Origin of the sequence: Luteococcus japonicus, from assembly GCF_003752415.1 — a bacterium.
GTDB classification, from domain to species: Bacteria; Actinomycetota; Actinomycetes; order Propionibacteriales; family Propionibacteriaceae; genus Luteococcus; species Luteococcus japonicus.
In genome coordinates, this window is the sequence record NZ_RKHG01000001.1 from 2,031,908 (window position 1) to 2,049,698 (window position 17,791).

15 protein-coding genes and 1 pseudogene are annotated in these 17,791 nt (G+C 68.9%); 10 read left to right on the top strand and 6 right to left on the bottom strand.

All coding sequences use genetic code 11. The features are described from left to right. The first annotated feature begins 89 nt into the window (after positions 1-89). From EDD41_RS09755 to EDD41_RS09775, 5 genes and pseudogenes are all read left to right on the top strand, one after another. A complete protein-coding gene (locus EDD41_RS09755; RefSeq protein WP_123575764.1) occupies positions 90-2,009 on the top strand; it encodes a glycogen debranching N-terminal domain-containing protein in 1,920 nt (639 codons plus the stop codon). A 56-nt stretch (positions 2,010-2,065) separates the two neighbouring features. Beyond that, a complete protein-coding gene (locus EDD41_RS09760; protein WP_123575765.1) occupies positions 2,066-3,493 on the top strand; it encodes an APC family permease in 1,428 nt (475 codons plus the stop codon). Next, complete coding sequence (locus tag EDD41_RS09765; protein WP_123575766.1) at positions 3,490-4,245, top strand: gamma-glutamyl-gamma-aminobutyrate hydrolase family protein; 756 nt, start codon at positions 3,490-3,492, stop codon at positions 4,243-4,245. The genes EDD41_RS09760 and EDD41_RS09765 overlap by 4 nt, the downstream gene beginning before the upstream one ends. A 163-nt stretch (positions 4,246-4,408) precedes the next feature. Continuing rightward, positions 4,409-5,179, top strand: a pseudogene (locus EDD41_RS09770) (ABC transporter ATP-binding protein); the annotation flags it as partial. Further along, positions 5,179-7,692 carry an ABC transporter permease gene (locus EDD41_RS09775; protein ID WP_123575768.1) on the top strand — a complete coding sequence of 838 codons (2,514 nt, stop codon included), beginning with the start codon at positions 5,179-5,181 and terminating at the stop codon, positions 7,690-7,692. The pseudogene EDD41_RS09770 and the gene EDD41_RS09775, both read left to right, overlap by 1 nt. On the opposite strand, the gene EDD41_RS09780 is transcribed toward EDD41_RS09775, so the two are convergent. After that, a complete protein-coding gene (locus EDD41_RS09780; protein WP_123575769.1) occupies positions 7,693-8,094 on the bottom strand; it encodes a hypothetical protein in 402 nt (133 codons plus the stop codon). 249 nt (positions 8,095-8,343) lie between these two features. On the opposite strand from EDD41_RS09780, the gene EDD41_RS09785 reads away from it, so the two are divergent. After that, entirely contained in the window at positions 8,344-9,195 is an 852-nt protein-coding gene (locus EDD41_RS09785) for a type IV toxin-antitoxin system AbiEi family antitoxin domain-containing protein (protein WP_170165316.1), read from the top strand. A 339-nt stretch (positions 9,196-9,534) separates the two neighbouring features. Here the strand turns inward: EDD41_RS09785 and EDD41_RS09790 are convergent, their stop codons facing one another. Further along, entirely contained in the window at positions 9,535-10,086 is a 552-nt protein-coding gene (locus EDD41_RS09790) for a hypothetical protein (RefSeq protein ID WP_143813854.1), read from the bottom strand. A 64-nt stretch (positions 10,087-10,150) separates the two neighbouring features. Further along, positions 10,151-11,272 carry an NADH:flavin oxidoreductase/NADH oxidase gene (locus EDD41_RS09795; RefSeq protein WP_123575772.1) on the bottom strand — a complete coding sequence of 374 codons (1,122 nt, stop codon included), beginning with the start codon at positions 11,270-11,272 and terminating at the stop codon, positions 10,151-10,153. Positions 11,273-11,329: 57 nt separating this feature from the next. Here EDD41_RS09795 and EDD41_RS09800 point away from each other — a divergent pair, with 57 nt between their 5' ends. Continuing rightward, a complete protein-coding gene (locus EDD41_RS09800; protein WP_123575773.1) occupies positions 11,330-12,655 on the top strand; it encodes an MFS transporter in 1,326 nt (441 codons plus the stop codon). 9 nt (positions 12,656-12,664) lie between these two features. Here EDD41_RS09800 and EDD41_RS09805 read toward each other — a convergent pair whose 3' ends face one another. From EDD41_RS09805 to lipB, 3 genes are read right to left on the bottom strand one after another with little or no spacing between them, the layout of a single operon-like run. Next, complete coding sequence (locus EDD41_RS09805) at positions 12,665-12,940, bottom strand: hypothetical protein (RefSeq protein ID WP_094763645.1); 276 nt, start codon at positions 12,938-12,940, stop codon at positions 12,665-12,667. 44 nt (positions 12,941-12,984) lie between these two features. Further along, a complete protein-coding gene (gene lipA / locus EDD41_RS09810) occupies positions 12,985-13,908 on the bottom strand; it encodes a lipoyl synthase (RefSeq protein ID WP_123575774.1) in 924 nt (307 codons plus the stop codon). Next, on the bottom strand, positions 13,905-14,705 hold the full coding sequence (lipB, locus tag EDD41_RS17535) for a lipoyl(octanoyl) transferase LipB (protein ID WP_245995607.1): 801 nt from the start codon (positions 14,703-14,705) through the stop codon (positions 13,905-13,907). The genes lipA and lipB overlap by 4 nt, the downstream gene beginning before the upstream one ends. A 95-nt stretch (positions 14,706-14,800) precedes the next feature. Between lipB and putP the strand changes: the two genes are divergently transcribed. From putP to EDD41_RS09835, 3 genes are all read left to right on the top strand, one after another. Then, positions 14,801-16,318 (top strand): sodium/proline symporter PutP, encoded by a 1,518-nt coding sequence (gene putP, locus EDD41_RS09825; RefSeq protein WP_179110568.1) that lies wholly within the window; start codon positions 14,801-14,803, stop codon positions 16,316-16,318. Between the two features lie 100 nt (positions 16,319-16,418). Further along, positions 16,419-16,769, top strand: coding sequence for a NifB/NifX family molybdenum-iron cluster-binding protein (locus tag EDD41_RS09830; RefSeq protein WP_123575775.1), 351 nt, complete (start codon positions 16,419-16,421; stop codon positions 16,767-16,769). Positions 16,770-16,884: 115 nt separating this feature from the next. Then, on the top strand, positions 16,885-17,790 hold the full coding sequence (locus EDD41_RS09835; protein WP_123575776.1) for an ABC transporter ATP-binding protein: 906 nt from the start codon (positions 16,885-16,887) through the stop codon (positions 17,788-17,790). Position 17,791: the final 1 nt, after the last annotated feature.

Genomic DNA, 17,791 nt, shown 5'->3' on the forward strand with positions numbered 1-17,791 from the left:
GACCATGCCCTTTGAACGATCAATGCTGCTTGATAGATTCTCACCCTACGCCGCCCAGGCCTCACCCGTACACCCAAGATCGGCCCACCATGCAGCAGCCCTTCCTCACCCACCATTCCGCCGTCCTCGCCGCCCCGGTGCAGGCCTGGTCGGCACTCGACGGGCAGGCGGACGGCCTGGTCGCCGAGCGCACCGTGGAAGGCGTCTACTGCGCGGACTCCCGCGTCGTCTCCCAGCTGGAGGTGACCAGCCCCAGCCACGCGCTGGAACACATCGGCACCGACGAGCGGGGTGGGGCGCGCGCCGCCTTCCAGTACGTGCTGCGCACACCGGAGCTGGGCGTGGATCCGGCCCTGCTGCTGAACCGGGTGCGCCAGGTGGACGGCACCGGCATCAGCGAGCACTACGAGCTCAGCACCGCCTCGCTTGAGTCGCTGGACGTCGACCTGCGGGTGCGGCTGCGGCCCGACGCCACGGCGATGCAGGAGATCAAGTCCGGCCTGCACGGCCAGGACGTGGCGGCGATGCTGACCGACAGGGGCGTCACCTTCCCCTGGCGCGACGAGAAGACCACCGCCACCTTGACCACCGACGCCACCTGCACCCTCGCCGGCGACGACATCGTGCTGGACTGGTGGCTCACCCTGCCCCCCCGCGGCACCGCCGCGGTGAACTTCCGGCTGGACCTCGTCGACGCCGCCGCCCCCTTCGTCGCGTGCACCGCGCCGGCCCTGGTACCGCCGGGCACCGACGGCACCAATGCCGCCCTGGACCGGCTGCTCACCACCAGCTTCGCCGACATCAACGGCCTGCGGATGGCCCACCCGGCCACCCCCGACGAGGGCTTCCTCGCCGCCGGAGCACCCTGGTACTTCACCCTCTTCGGCCGTGACTCGCTGATCAGCGCGCGCAACCTCGTGCCCCACGACCTGTCGGTGGCGCGGGGAACGCTGAAGGTGCTGGCGCAGCTGCAGGGGGACGCCGCCGACGTCGACTCCGCACAGCAGCCCGGCAAGATCCTGCACGAGGTGCGCCAGGAGCCGCTGGAACTGGCGCTCTCCCACCAGGGACAGGTGGAGCACCAGATGAGCCTGCCGCCGCTCTACTACGGCACCGTGGACGCCACCCCGCTGTGGATCATGCTGCTGGACGAGGCCGAGGCCGCGGGGCTGGACGAGGCCGAGGTGCGCTCGCTGCTGCCCGCCCTGAAGGCCGCACTGGCCTGGTTGCGGGACTTCGGGGATGCCGACGGGGACGGCTTCCTGGAATACCGCGACGAGTCGGGCCACGGCCTGGCCAACCAGGGCTGGAAGGACTCGGGCGACTCGATCCGCTTCGCGGACGGCACCATGGCCGCCGGCTCCGTCGCCCTGGCCGAGGTGCAGGGCTATGCCCACGCCGCCGCGCTGGGCGGGGCCCGCCTGCTGGAGAAGTACGAGTCCGACGCTGCCGCCGCCGAGCAGTGGCGCGCCTGGGCTGCCGCACTGGCAGAGCGTTTCCGGGCGAAGTTCTGGACCAGCGACGACTTGGGCCGCTACCCGGTGCTGGCCCTGAATGGCGCCATGGATGCCGACGGGAGCAAGCCGCGGGTGGACGGCGTCGCCTCCAACATGGGGCACTTGCTGGGCACCGGCATCCTCTCCGAGGATGAGGCGCGCCTGGTGGTGGACCGCCTGATGCACCCGACGATGGCCTCCGGCTACGGGATCCGCACCATGAGCACCACCAATGGCGGCTACTGGCCGCTCAGCTACCACGTCGGTTCGGTGTGGACCCACGACACGGCCTTCATCATCGACCAGATGCTGCGCGACGGCTTCCGCACCGAGGCCCGGGAGCTGGCCACCCAGCTGCTGCGCGCCGCAGAGGGCTTCTCCTTCCGGATGCCCGAGCTGTTCGGCGGGATGAGCGCCGACGAGGTCTTCCCGCCCCAGCCCTACCCCGCCTCCTGCCGACCGCAGGCCTGGGCGGCGACCAGCTCCGTGGTGATCGCCCGCGCCCTCGCCTGACACCCGCATGGCAAGATCGGCCCACCCGCAGGCCGTTCAGACCCCACCATGGAGGCATGGCATCCACGCGCTCCTTCAATCCGTTGCGACAGGCCGGTCCCAGCAAGTTCGGCTTCTGGTCGATCGTCCTGTTGACCATCAATGGGATCATCGGCACCGGTATCTTCCTGTCACCCGCGGGCGTCATCAAGGTGGCCGGCACCTGGACCCCGCTGGTCTACGTGCTGGCCGGGGTCTTCGCCGGTGTGCTCGCCGTCACCTTCGCGGCGGCCGCCCGCTATGTCAGTGAGAACGGTTCCTCCTTCGCCTATGCCCGCGTCGCCTTCGGTGATGACATCGGCTTCTATGTGGGGATCACCCGCTTCATGGCCGGCGCCATCGCCTGGGGAGTGATGGCCACCGCGGTGGTCACCACCGTGCTGGGGATCTTCGGCGGGAAGGCAGCCGTCACGCAGACGAACATCACCGTCGGCTTCATCGTCCTGATGGCCGTCCTGCTCGCCATCAACCTGGCCGGCACCGGCATCACCAAGTGGTTCAACAATGTCTCCACGATGGGCAAGGTCCTGGCGCTGCTGCTGGCGGTCGTCGCCGGTCTGGTGATCCTGGGCACCGGGGGCAATCACTTCGACGAGTTGCGCCACCTCACGAATCCCGACGGGTCCGCCATGATCCCGGGCATGGACACCACCGTCTTCGTCGGGGCCGTGTTGAGTGCCTTCTACGCCTACACCGGTTTCGAGTCGGTCGCGACGGCGGCGAGCGAGATGGACCGGCCCGAACGGAACCTCCCCCGAGCCATCCCGCTGGGCGTCGGCATTGTGATGGCCATCTATGTGGGTGTCGTCGGTGTGACGATGATGATCAATCCCCAGGGCCTGCTCACCTCCACCGAGCCGGTGATCCTGGCCAGCGCCTTCAACAATCCGGTCATTCGCAACCTGATCGTCCTGGGTGCGGTGCTGAGCATGTTCGGGATCAACGTGGCGGCCAGCTTCAGCACTCCCCGCATCTTCGACGCGATGAGCCGTCGGCAGATGGTTCCCGCGGTCATCAGCCGCACCTCGGGGCGTGGCGTCCCCTACGTCGCCTTCCTGCTCACGGCCCTCGTGGCCATCGCCATCCCCATGGCCTTCGGCTACTCCATGCGCGGCATCATGGTCATCAGCTCGGTCAGCCGGTTCATCCAGTTCCTGGTGGTGCCGGTCGCGGTCGTCATCTTCTACCTGGGGCGGTCCCGCCACCACACCCATGAGGTCCATCGCAATGTGGTGCTTGACGTCGTGGTGCCGCTTGTGGCCCTGGCCGCATCGATCTTCCTGATGGTGCGTTTCGACTGGGTGGGCCAGTTCAGCACCCCGGACGGAGGCACCAACCAGTGGGCGGTGTGGGCCATGCTGATCGGCTACGTCGTGCTTCCGGTCGCGTTGTACATTCCGTGGAAGCTGGGTGCCTACCGTCGAGCCGCTGAGGAGAAGCGATGAGCAACCGTCCCGTGATTGGCATCATCACCAATGTGGAGCTTGACCGCCACTACCTGTTTCCCGGATATCCCCGGGTCACCCTCAATGAGGACTATCCCCGCTCGATCGCGGCCGCCGGCGGTGTCCCGGTCCTGATCACCCCGTCCAGGGACCTGTCCCTGCTCGCCGACCAGTTGAGCCTCGTCGACGCCCTGGTGCTGGCCGGCGGGCAGGACGTCGATCCATTGCTCTATGGCGCCGAGCCCCGCACGGAGTGTGGCGCTCCGAACCCGACGCGCGACGCCTTCGAGTTCGAGGCGCTGCGCCTGGCCCGAGCCGCAGGCATGCCGGTCCTGGGCATCTGCCGGGGTCTGCAGGTCACCAACACCTTCCTGGGTGGAAGCCTGCACCAGGACATCTCACACTCGGGCAGCACCCAGCGCCACATGATGGAGGCGAATCCCGCCGTGGCCGCGCATGGCATCACCGTCGAGCCCGACAGCTTCCTCGACGAGGCCTGGCACCTTGCCCAGACCACGGTGAACTCCTTCCACCACCAGGTCGTCGACCGGGTGGCCCCCGGGCTGGCCGTCGCGGCCCGCGCCGCCGATGGTGCCGTGGAGGCCGTCGAGTACACCGGTGATGAGTTCGACCTGGTGGCCGTGCAGTGGCATCCCGAGATGATGAGTGCCGCGGACAGTCCGGCCGGTGAACAGGCCAGGGCCCTGTTCACTTGGTTCGTGGACCTGGCCGCCGGTCGCTGGGAGGCCTGAGCCCAGGTTCGGCCCGTGGGCCACACCGGGGGCAGAGGCTCATCATCCCGTGGGTGTAGATGGCCCGCGCGGGACGGGACCGGTGACGGATGCCCGCTGACAAGGGCAATTCCTAGGCTGAGGCCGTCGGGTCAGAGAACTGGCCCATTCCTGTCCTGAAAGGCCCTCTGTCATGGCTCAGCCCGTCGTCCCCCCGCCCACCGCGCAGCAGGAACTGGTGGCCCAGACCATCGACCTGCGCAAGGTCTACGGCTCCGGAAAGACCCTGGTGACCGCCCTCGACGGCGTCAACGTCTCCTTCGCCCGGGGCTCCTTCACCGCCATCATGGGCCCCTCGGGCTCCGGCAAGTCCACCCTGATGCACTGCCTGGCCGGGCTGGACAAGATCACCGCGGGCCGGGTGGTGCTGGGTGGCAAGGAGCTCAACGCCCTCAACGACAAGCAGCTCACCCTCTTCCGCCGGGAGCGCGTCGGTTTCGTCTTCCAGTCCTTCAACCTGCTGCCCACCCTGACCGCGAAGCAGAACATCCTGCTGCCGCTGGAACTGGCCGGCAAGAAGCCGGACCAGGCCTTCTTCTCCCAGCTCGTGGACTCCCTCGGCCTGACCGAGCGCCTCAACCACCGTCCCAGCGAGTTGTCCGGCGGCCAGCAGCAGCGCGTCGCCGTGGCCCGCGCCATGATCACCCGTCCCGACGTGATCTTCGCCGACGAACCCACCGGCGCCCTGGACTCCAAGACCGGCACGGCGCTGCTGGACTACCTGCGACGCTGCGTCGACGAACTGGGCCAGAGCATCATCATGGTCACCCACGACGCCAAGGCCGCCGCCTACGCGGACCGGGCCCTGATCCTGCTCGACGGCCAGATCGTCGACGACATCGCCCGTCCCACCGCCGACGACGTCAACGCCGCCCTGTCCCGCGTGGAGGCCTGATGTTCCGCGACGCAGCAAAGGAAGTGCGCTACCACCCGGGGCGCATCATCGCGACGCTGGTCGCCATCGCCATCAGCATCGGCTTCATGGCGGCGGTGTCCGTCTTCATCACCACCCAGCAGGACGCCATGGGCAAGGGGATGGCCCTGACCACCTCCAGGGCCGACATCGTGGTGCACATCAACCAGGGCAAGCGCGGTGTCACCGGCCAGCAGATCACCGAGGCCATCGCCAAGGTCCCGGGCGTGAAGTTGGCAGAACGCAGCAGTGGCAACTACCTGCCGATCGGCTCCGAGACTCGCACCGTCCACACCCAGGCCTTCGTGGTGCCCGACGAGCGCTTCCGGTGGGCCCCGCTGGCGGAGGGGGCCTGGCCGACGGCCGCCAACCAGATCGCCCTGTCCAGCCAGCTGGCCGAAAGGCTCGGGGTTCGCGTCGGGGACAGCGTCGACGTCGGGGGCCAGCCCCTGACGGTCAGCGGCACCACCGATGACGCGCCGAGCATCTTCTTCCAGGTGGCCTACCTGTCCGGCACCGCCTTCGAGGCCGCCGCCCGGGAGCAGGTCAACTACGCCGACTGGCTGGTCGACGTCGACGGTGATCCCGCCGCCACCCTGGACCAGGTCCGCAGTGCCGTCGCACCACTCGTGGTGGGTCCCGACGAGCAGTCCTACGCCGGCGAGGACGGCAAGAACCTGGAGATCAGCACCGGCAAGGATGCGCAGTCCGCATCGGTGAAGGAGGTCACCGGCGAGTTCGACGTGATGAAGTACATGCTGTGGGCCTTCAGCGCCATCGCGGCTCTGGTGGGGCTGATCATCATCGCCAACACCTTCACCATCCTGCTGGCCCAGCGACGCCGCCAGATCGGCCTGCTGCGGGCCGTTGGCGCCACCGGCTCCCAGGTGCGGCGCCGTTTCCTGGCCGAGGCCGTCCTGCTGGGCACCCTCGGGTCCGCCCTGGGTCTGGTGCTGGGCACCGGCATGGCCTGGGCCGGCGCCACGTTCACCAGGGCCACCTACTGGGGCCTGAGCTTCCCGTGGACGGAACTGGCCGTCGAGTTCGCCCTGGGAATCCTGCTCACGGTGCTGGCCGCCATCCTGCCGGCGCTGCGTGCCACCCGCGTCGCCCCGTTGGAGGCGCTGCAGCCGGTTGCCACCAGCGAGCAGCAGCGCAGGGCGTCGGTGGTGCGCGCCATCATCTGCGGTGCCTTCGTGCTGGTGGGAGCGGGGCTGGCCTGGTACTCGCTGGACGCCCCGGTGGGCGACGGTGTCTCCGTGCTGCGCGGGCCGATCGTCTCCGCACTGCTGGGCGCCATCCTGATCGCCATCGGCGTGCTCTTCGGGGCGGTGCTGTTCATCCCGACGGTGCTGCGGCTGATGGGAAAGGTCTTCGGTCTGTTCGGCGCCACGCCGCGACTGGCCGCCATCAACACCGTGCGCAATCCCAAGCGTGCGGCGGCCACTGCCAGCGCCCTGATCCTGGCCTGCGGGCTGATCATCACCCTGCAGGTGGGATCCGCGACGGCGGAGAAGACGGTGCTGAAGGAGATCGCCAACACCTACCCCGTCGACGTCACCGTGGCGGCCAACGGCTTCGGCTCGACGGAGAAGGACGCACAGACCGGCATCAGCCAGCAGAACCTGGACAAGCTGGACTCGGTGGGCAATGTCACGGCGCGAGCCACGATGTCCGGCGGAGCCGTCACCAGCACCGACGCGGTCCATGTCTCCACCGTGGTGGCGCTGGACCCGCAGATGCGTCGCATCACCGACGTCGTCCCCTCGTCCTTGGGCGATGACCGGGTGCTGCTTCCCAAGCAGTACAAGGCGGGCACGAAGGTCACCCTGAAGGGCAACGGCCAGACCGTCACACTGACCGGTACCCCGTCCAAGGCCCTCGAGGGAGGCATGGCGGTCGTCAGCCCCGACACGATGCGCAAGCTCGTCGCCAAGCCCAGCCCGCAACTGGTGTGGATGAAGATGGCCGACCTGGAGGACATGGGCACCACCATGACCCAGCTGGACCGGATGTCCCAGAACGGTGAGGTCTGGGTGAGCGGCTCGGCCATGAACGCCTTCATGATCAAGCGCGTGCTGAACATCCTGATGATGATCACCACCGGCCTGCTGGGCGTGGCCGTGCTGATCGCCCTGATCGGCGTCAGCAACACGCTCGGGCTGAGCGTGATCGAGCGCAGCCGGGAATCCGCCCTGCTGCGGGCACTGGGCATGCAGAAGGGCTCGCTGCGGGTGATGCTGCTGGTGGAGGCCCTGATGCTGGGCCTGGCCGGTGTCCTGGTGGGCACCCTGGCCGGTGCTTTCTTCGGCTGGCTGGGCATCCGGTCGGTGCTGCGCCAGGCTTCCATCGAGGCGCCGATGCAGTTCGGCATCAACTGGCCGATGACACTGGGTCTGATCGCCATCGCGGTGCTGTCCGCCTCGCTGGCGTCGGTACTGCCGGGACGACGCGCCGCGAGCGCCACCCCGACGGAGGCGCTGGCCGAGGAGTGATCAGGCGTTGCCGGCGTCCAGGCGCCAGCCCAGGAATTCGGTGAGGTCTCCGGTCTCGCCGTCGCGGCCTCCCCGTCCCACCACCAGTGGCGGCGGGGAGGCCGTCAGCCTCACGCCGGTGAAGCGGGCCGCGGTCCCGCCGGGGACGGTGAGCACGTAGTAGCCCCCGTCGGTGCCGATGGCGATGGAGCGGTTCTTGCGCAGGTACCAGCCCTGCTTGTCGGTCTTGACGACCGGGCCGGACATCAACGTCGCCCGGAGTGGCTCGGGGCGGATGCCGCGGCGGTTGGCCTCGGCGACGAAGACGTCGATCAGCTTCTGTGCCGCTTCCGCCTCTGCCCGGACGGCCTGCTCGGACAGTTCGATGCGGCGACGGGCGTCTTCCTGGCGCTGGCTGGGCATGCGCCCACCCTAGACCTGACCTGTCGTCGCCCTCGCCCCGCACGTCTCCACTCCAGACCCCACCCCCCGCCCCGCCCCGCCCCGGCAGCCAAAACAGAGAGGAAGGGAGGGGGCAGATTTCCTCTGTGGCAGTCATCCCCCCGCTTGCTCTCTGTTTTGGCTGGGCCGACGCCATCCACAGGGGTCCTGGTGAGGGGCTGCCTGTGGATGGCTGAAAATTTTCGGGGCCCCGCATCAACACTGCAGGGCATGGAGGAAATCGTGCTGCCGGACCACGTCGTCCGGACCAAGGAATTGTTGGCCGCAGGGTGGACCCGGGACGGGATCCGTCGCGCCGTGGAGAAGGGGCACCTGACCCGGATCAGGCAAGGGTGGTACGCCACCCCGCTGGCCGACGAGAGGGTGCTGCGCGCCGTGCGGTCAGGCGGCGCCCTGGCCTGCGCGTCTGCCCTCGCCCACCACGGCGCATGGGACGTCACGGCTGGGGTTGTGCACACGCGCATGGACCACAACCGGGTGGGGTCGCTGCCCGCGGGGCTGAAGCGGTGCCAGGCCTGGCACAGCAAGCTGGACGTGGCGCCGGAACAGGCCGTCGATGATCTCGCCATGGCCTTGCGTACGGCGTGGAACTGCCTGTCCCTGGAGGGCTTCCTGGTGGTCTGCGACTCCCTGCTCCACCGCAACCTGATGACGAGACACGAGTTGTTGCGAGCCCTGCGTCATGCACCCGGCAAGGAGGTGGTCCTGGACAAGACCGACCGTGCAGAGTCAGGCACGGAGACCATGGTCCGCTACCGGCTCAGGAGCCGACGGGTGCAGCTGACCCCACAGGTGGAGATCCCCGGCGTGGGCCGGGTGGACTTCCTGGTAGGTGAGCGGCTGGTCATCGAGGTGGACAGCCGCGAACACCACACCGGCGAGGAGAACTACCAGAAGGACCGGGCACGGGACCTCACACTCCGGGCGATGGGCTACATCGTCGTGCGCCTGACCTACCAGCAGGTGGTGCACGACTGGCCGGAGACCGAGCGCTGCCTGGTGGCGATGATCCAGCGGGGTGACCAATGGTGGGGATCGCGCCGGGGCCGGAAGGTGGCCTGACCGACCAGCAAAGGCAGAGAGCAAATGCGGGGGTGATTGCCATGGTGGCAGCCAGCCCCCTCGAAAGCTCTCTGGTTTGGCTGCGGCGGTCGAGCCGGAGGCACCGACCAGGGGGGGTTTGTTCGTTCAAAAAGAGGCACCTGGGGGCTGCTGGTCACCCCCAGCAACCCCCAGGGCGAATATGGACCACCCGGGGGCCGTCATGGGCGCTCAACAGGTGATGCACCCACTATCTCACCTCTGACGTGGTGCACGTGCCCAAACCCGGCAAAAATCTGAGATTTTGATGTGGAATTGATAACTTAACGCTCAATCACGCGGGGCGGGCTGGCGCTGCTCTCAGCCGGCTGCCAGCCATCCACCTGTGCCCCGCATTCCGGGATCCCGCGCCAGCGCCGCGAGCGCTGTGCGTCGCTGCCGCCGCAGACGCACCTCGTCACCGCCATCGCGGCGGGCCAGTTCGCTGCAGGACATGCCAATGACATCCACCTGGATCAGGAGTCTGCACTGGTCAGTCCGCAGAATCCCGCGGCGACGGGCGTCGCGCAGGAGCTCTTCCGGCGCACGCCGCACCGGTGCGACAAGGCCCTCGACGGCGCTGCCCAGCAGGACCGAACCGCCCCACTGCTGCTCCTCCACATCCCGCAGCACCGCTCGGGCAACGCGGCCGAGCACGTCGCCCCCTCGCCCGGGCCAGTTCGCGAGGCGACACCAGCAGATGGACCACAGCTCCCGCCCGTAGTCCTCACCCACAGAGGGATTCGGTGACACATCGCCGATGAGTTCAAGTACCCTGGCCCGCACCTCGGCCGTCAGCAGCCACCCCGCCAGGTGGCAGCCGCCACGCATCGCATCCAGCAGGCCCGGCACCACAGCTTCCCCAGTTCCCATGGACGCCAGCCCATCAGGGCGGTGTTGTGCCAGGTGTTGTCCGCAACCGCGCCGGTGTGGTCCGTCAGCGCCAGACGCCGCGCCAACGGGCGGGCGGCCACGGCGCCTGGTCCGCGGGCAGGCCCAACTCGTGGGCGGCACGGAGCGGCCAACCCGGCTCCCGCAAGGCCTGACGGGCCAGCATCACCGCGTCGGCGCGTCCCTCGGCGATGATCTGCTCGGCCTGCTCCGGCTCGGTGATCATGCCGACGGCGCTGGTCACGACGCCCGACTCGCTGCGCACCTGCTCCGCGTAGGGCACCTGGTAGCCGGGCCCGACCGGAATCCTTGCCATCACCAGCCCACCCGTGGAGACGTCCACCAGGTCCACCCCGTGCTCGCGCAGCTCGATGGCCAGCTGCGCCGAGTCCTCACCGTCCCAGCCGCCGTCGGTCCAGTCGCCGTCGGTCCAGTCGCCGTCGGTCCAGTCCGTCGCGGAGATCCGCACCGCCAGCGCGCCCGTCCACACCTGCCGGATGGCGTCGACGACGGCCAGCAGCAACCGGGTGCGGTTCTCCCAGCTACCGCCCCACTGGTCGGTGCGGGTGTTGGACAGCGGCGAGTAGAACTGGTGCAGCAGGTAGCCGTGGGCGGCGTGCACCTCGACGAGGTCGAAGCCGGCCTCCTTGGCCCGGACCGCCGCGGCAGCGAAGTCGTCGATCACCTCCTGGATCCCGGCCTCGTCGAGAGCCTGTACCTCGGAGGTGAATTCCTCACCCGCCCCACGCTCCGTGGTGGGGCCCACCGGTGTCCACCCGCCCTCGTCGGCCGGGATGTTACGGGCCTCCTCCCCGGGCCACCAGCGGTTCGTCGACGCCTTGCGGCCCGCGTGCGCCAGCTGGACCCCGATGGCGGCACCCTGGGCGTGCGCGAAGTCCGTCACCCGACGCCATGCGGTGGCCTGCTGGTCATTCCACAGTCCGGCATCCCAGGGGCTGATCCGGGCCTCGGGGCTGACCCCCGTCGCCTCCACGACGACCAGCCCGAATCCGCCGGCCGCGAGACTTCCGTAGTGGACCAGGTGCCAGTCGTTGACCACGCCGTCGCGCTGCTCGACGGAGTACTGGCACATGGGAGAGACCCAGGCGCGGTTGCGCACCGTGAGGGATCCGAGCTGAATGGGACGGAAGAGTGCAGGCGTGCTCATGCAGCCATTGAACCAGCGCGGCCAAGAGCGCCGAGCAAGGACGGGTAGCATCGCCGGGTGAACCTTGTACGGGACCTGCGGCGCCTGCTGCGCCACGACCACTTCCGCAAGCTGTTCACCATCCGCGCGCTGACGCAGTGCGCTGACGGCACCCTGCAGATCGGCATGGCAAGCCACATCCTGTTCAACCCGGCGCAGCAGCCCAATGCCTGGGCCATCGCCGCCATGTTCGCCATCACCCTGCTGCCCTTCAGCATCGTCGGACCCTTCGTCAGCGGTCTGCTGGACCACTGGTCCCGCCGCACGGTCACCGTCGTCGTGGACGCCACGCGCACGGTGCTCGCGCTGGTCATCGCGGGAATGATCGCCAGCGGGTCCACCGCCCCCGCCGTCGCCACCGTGCTCTTCGGCTGCCTGATGGTGGCCCTGGCCCTCAACCGCTTCGTGCTGGCCGGGCTTGCGGCCGGGCTGCAGCACACCATCGACGACGACGAATTCCTCACCGCCTCGGCCGTGATGCCGATGATCGGACCGGTGGGCGTTCTCGTCGGTGGTGCCCTGGCCGGCCTCGCCCGTTTCCTCTCACCATGGCCCGTCACCATCGCCGATGCGGTGGTCTTCTGCTGCGCCGCGGCCATGTGGGCCACCTCGTGCACCATCGCGTCGCGGCTGGGCAGCAAGGACCTGGGGCCGCTGGAGCCCGCACCACGCACCCGCTTCGCACAGACCCTCGCCGCCCTGCACGACGCCGGGCAACACCTGGTGCACCGACGCCCCGCGCTGCTGGGCCTGGCCACCATCACCGTCCAGCGGGTGCTCTACGGCCTGACCCTGGTCAGCGTGCTGGTGCTCTTCCGCAACCACCTCCACGCCGCCGCCGACGTCAACGGCGCCATGGCCGACATCGGCGCCTGGATGGGTGCCAGCGGGGTGGGCTTCGCGCTGTCCGTGGTGCTGGTGCCGCCGCTGGCGCACCGGCTGGGAATGCGCGGAACCGTCGTCGCCCTGCTGCTGGCCAGCGCCGTCATCCAACTTGGCCCGGGCCAGGTGCTCAGCCGCTGGCCGCTGGTGGTGGCCAGCTTCCTGATCGGCTGGTTCGCGCAGTCGGTGAAGATCTGCATCGACACCGTTGTCCAGGCCCACGTCGACGACGAGTACAAGGGCCGCATCTTCGTGATCTACGACGGACTGTTCAACGCCGCCATCGTGCTGGCCGCGGTACTCGCGGCCGCTGTGATCCCGGACAGCGGACTGTCCCGGGCGCTGCTGGTGGCCATCGGCGTGGCCTACCTCGTCCTGGCCGGTGCCTTCTGGCTGCTCAGCCGCCCGATGGGCAGCGACGAGTTCAACCGGGGCACGGACCTGGCGATGAAGGCCCGGTGACCTCGACAGTCACCAGTACTCGCGGGTGATCCGCTCCGGAAGCTCGCCCCGCTCGCGGTAGGCCCGGGTGATCGCGCCAGCAATCCGATTGGCGATCGACATGTCGCAGTCCGAGACCCGGCTCTTGTCGATCCGGTGGCAGACGCCCTTGTCGATCTCGTAACGGTGGAATCCGTGGGCCTGTTGGCTCAGCGTCACCCATGTCTCGTAGATGGCCTGCTTGTCGTCGCGCTCCTTCAGCACCAACTCGAAGCCGCCCGATTCCCCGCCGTCGGTCTCGCTCATCTATCGTCCTCCCCAGGAACGGTGTGTGCCTTGCCGTGTCGTGACTAGCCTCGCGCTGCGATGGCCTGTCGGTAGAGCCTGCCGGCGCGGTAGGAGGAGCGGACCATCGGGCCGCTCATCACGCCGCTGAAGCCGATCTCGGTGGCCTCCTCGGCAAGCTCGTCGAATTCCTGCGGGGTCACCCAGCGGTCGATCGGCAGCAGGGTGACATTGGGACGCAGGTACTGGGTGATGGTCAGCAGCTCGGTGCCGGCGTCGTGCAGGTCCTGCATCGCCTGGCTGATCTCCTCACGCGTCTCACCCATGCCCAAGATCAGGTTGGACTTGGTGACCAGCCCGGCCTCGCGAGCCGTGGTGAGCACCTCGAGCGAGCGCTCGTAACGGAAGCCGGGACGGATGCGCTTGAAGATGCGCGGCACCGTCTCGACATTGTGGCCGAAGACCTCGGGCCTCGCCTCGAAGAGCTGGTCCAGGAATTCCTTCTTGCCGCTGAAGTCCGGGGCCAGCATCTCGACGCCGACGCCGGGGTTCATCTCGTGGATCTTGCGGATCGTCTCCGCGTACAGCCAGGCTCCCTCGTCCTCGAGGTCGTCGCGGCAGACGCCGGTGACCGTGGCGTACTTCAGGCCCATCTTCTTGACGCTCTCGGCCACGCGCACGGGCTCGGCGGTGTCATAACCCTCCGGCTTGGCGGACTCGATCTGGCAGAAGTCGCAGCGACGGGTGCACTGGTCCCCCCCGATCAGGAAGGTGGCCTCGCGGTCCTCCCAGCACTCGAAGATGTTGGGACAGCCCGCCTCCTGGCAGACGGTGTGCAGGTCCTCACCCTTGACCAGGTTCTGCAGGTCCCGGTACTCCGGGCCCATCGTCGCCGTCGTCTTGATCCAGGACGGCTTGCGTTCGATGGGGGTCTGGGAGTTCTTGACCTCGACGCGGAGCAGCTTGCGGCCTTCAGGAGCGATAGTCACCTTGTCAGGTTACCTTCTCGTGAAAGGTGGGTGTCCAGCAGCGGCTCCAGTCGTTCGGCCACCTCCAGCAGGCTGGGCGCGGGGCCGTCCAGCTCGTCGGCCATGCTGGTGACCGTGGCGTCGGCGATGCCGCACGGGACGATGTTGTCGAAGCCCGCGCTGTCATTGCTGATGTTCAACGCGAAGCCGTGCATGGTGGTGCGCCTGGTGACCCGGATCCCGATCGCGCAGATCTTGCGCTCCGGACGGCCCTGCCGTCCGGGGGATGGCACGGCAGCCGTCTGGCCCTCGACGCTGGCGATCTGCAGGGCACCGGGGGTGAAGTGGCCGGTCCGCTCGACGCTCTTCGCGTGGTGCGGTCCGGTGGCGACGGGCGCGACGAAGTCCGGGTCGTCGGCCGGGAGCCAGACGCCGGTGCGGCCGGGGACGCGGCCGGCCATGATCCCGTACTGCGCCAGCACGTCGATCACGGCCTGCTCCACCCGTCGCACGTGGTCGACGACGCCCACCCGGTCCGGCAGCTTGATGATGGGGTAGCCCACCAGTTGGCCTGGGCCGTGCCAGGTGATCTTGCCGCCGCGGTCGACGTCGACGACGGGGGTGCCGTCGAAGGGGCGCTCGGCCGGCAGTGTCTGCTTGCCGGCCGTGTAGACGGCGTCGTGCTCGACGAAGAGCACCTGGCCGGGCATCTCGTCGGCGGCCACCCGGGCGTGCACCTCGCGCTGGTGCGCCCACGCCTCGTGGTACTCGACGCGTTGCCCGCCACGGATCCCCAGGTATTCGAAGTCGACGCTCACCCGGGCGAGCATACTCGCGGCCGTGGACCGTACCCCGCCGAGGACGCGTGCGCGATATCGTGCGGCGTCCCCTCGTCGCATCGAAAGGCACCACTGTGAGCGACACCGCCTTCCAGACCGTCGCCATGGTCATCTACATGGCCGGCATGCTGTTCATCGGTTGGTACTCCTACCGCCGGACCAGCAACCTGAACGACTACATGCTGGGCGGACGGGACCTGCACCCGGCTGTCGCCGCGCTCTCCGCGGGCGCCGCCGACATGTCCGGTTGGCTGCTGATGGGACTGCCCGGCGCCATCTACGCGACGGGGCTGCGGGAGGCGTGGATCGCCGTCGGCCTGACCGCCGGTGCCTGGCTCAACTGGAAGTTCGTCGCGCCGCGGCTGCGCGCCTACACGCAGGTGGCCAATGACTCCATCACCGTGCCCAGCTTCCTGGAGAACCGGTTGCGGGACTCCAGCCGGCTGCTGCGGATCGTCTCCGGCCTGATCATCCTGGTCTTCTTCACCTTCTACGTGAGCTCCGGCATGGTGGCCGGTGGCGTCTTCATGCAGTCCAGCTTCGGGCTGGACTACCGGGTTGGCATGCTCATCGTGGCGGGAGTGACCATCGCCTACACCCTGTTCGGCGGTTTCCTGGCCGTCAGCTACACCGACTTCGTGCAGGGACTGATGATGGCCCTCGCCCTGATCGCCGTCCCCATCGTCGGGCTGGTCAAGCTGGGGGGCTTCGACGAGGTCAGCAGCCTGGTCAAGGCCTCCGACGCAACCGCCGGGCTGGACCGGATGGCGCTGCTCCCGCACCCGATGACGCAGATGGCCCTGATCGGCATCATCTCCGCCCTGGCCTGGGGCCTGGGCTACTTCGGCCAGCCGCACATCATCGTGCGCTTCATGGCCCTTCGCTCCACCGCCGAGGCCCGCGCCGGGCGCCGGATCGGCATCGGCTGGATGCTCTTCGCCGTCGGTGGCGCCATCGCGACGGCCCTGGTGGGCGCGGCCTGGTACCAGAAGCAGGGCCTGAAGCTGGAGGACCCGGAGACCGTCTACATCAAGATGGGCCAGATCCTCTTCCACCCGCTGGTGGCCGGCTTCATGCTGGCGGCGGTGCTGGCCGCCATCATGTCGACGGTCTCCAGCCAGCTGCTGGTGACCTCCTCGGCGCTGGTGGAGGACATCTACAAGGCCCTCAACAAGACCGACCGCTCCGACGGGCACCACGTCATGCTGGGCCGGATGGCCGTGCTGGTGGTCTCCGTGATCGCCGGTGCCATGGCGTGGACGCAGAATGACACCATCCTCGCCCTGGTGGCCTTCGCCTGGGCCGGTTTCGGGGCCTCCTTCGGGCCGGTGATCCTGCTCAGCCTGTTCTGGCGTCGCCTGTCCACCCAGGGTGCGCTGGCCTCCATGGTGACCGGTGCCCTGGTGGTGGCCTGGTTCGGCAACGTGAAGGGGGGCCCGGGCCACATCTTCGACGTGTACGAGATCCTGCCCGGCTTCCTGGCCGCCCTGCTCGTGGCGTGGCTGGTCAGCCTTGCCACCCACAAGCACCACGACGAGGTGCAGGCCGAGTTCAGCCACACCGTCCACGCCGTGGCCCACGCCTACGACTGAGCCTGTGCAGGTCTCCCGTCGGATCGCACGGCGTACCCCACGAGATGCCTGTCGCAGGGGCGCCCTCACGACGCGTACCCGTCAGGAGGAGGATGGGGGCATGATCATCGCAACTCCAACCACCGCCGATGGACAGTCCGCAGCCGCCTGGGGCAAGGCCCACTGGATCGGCGTCGCCGACGTCCAGCCCGGGGCCGACGGCCCGCAGGTCACCGCCTGGCAGATCCACGAGGTGGCCTGGGACGAGTCCCACGACGCCGGCACCCACGGTTCCCACCACGCCCGGATCGTGCGCTTCCTCAAGGAGCAGGGCATCCAGGCCGTGGTCGTGGACCACATGGGCGACGGGATGCAGCGCGTGATGAACACGATGGGCATCCCCCTGCTGCCCACCACTCCCGGCGACGCGCAGGCCTCGGTGCTCGCGGCGGTGAGGGCCACCACGGCCTGAGGGGCCTCGACAGGCTCGGCCGACGAGTAGCTGCTCGGCCGCCGTGACACATGTCATGGCGAGGTCATGACGTCCGGTCGAGAGCGGACCACCCGTCTGCCGCGAGGCTTGTCACATGGCAAGCATCGAACTCGTCGACGTGCACAAGCACTTCGGCCCACGCACCCACCCGGTCAAGGCCGTCGACGGGTTGACCACCACCATCGAGCCCGGCGAGATCGTCGCCCTCCTCGGCCCCAATGGCGCCGGCAAGACCACCGCCATCGACATGGTGCTCGGCCTGACCGAGCCCACCTCCGGCACCGTCCGCGTCTTCGACACCACCCCGCGACGGGCCGTGCAGGCCGGGCGGATCGGCGCCGTGATGCAGACCGGCGGCCTGCTGCGGGACCTCAGCGTGCGCGAGACCCTCACCAGCATCGCCGCCCTGCAGAGGGTCCCGGACCGCGTCGACGAGGTGCTCGAACAGGCCAAGCTCACCGCCCTGGCCGGCCGGCGCGTCAGCAAGTGCTCCGGTGGCGAGCAGCAGCGGATCAAGATGGCGCTGGCGCTGCTCACCGATCCTGACCTGCTGGTGCTCGACGAGCCCACCGCCGGCATGGACGTCGGCGCCCGACGCGACTTCTGGGCCTCCATGCGGGAACAGGCCCGCGCGGGCCGCACCATCGTCTTCGCCACCCACTACCTCGAAGAGGCGCAGGACTTCGCACAACGCATCATCCTGATCGGGAAGGGACGCCTGCTGGCCGACGGTCCCGTCGCCGAGGTGCAGGCCATGACCTCCGGCCGCAGCCTGGCCGCCAGCTTCCCCCACCCCCTGACCGAGGGCGACCCACAGCTGGCTGCCCTGCGCGCCCTGCCCGGCGTGACCGGCATCGAGGTCAACGGCAGCCGGGTCAGCCTCACCGCGCTCGGCTCAGACGCCGTCGCCCGCCACCTGCTGGAGTCCGGAGCCCACGACCTCGTGATCGAGGCGCCCACCCTCGAATCCGCCTTCCTCGCCCTCACCCAGGAGAAGTGAC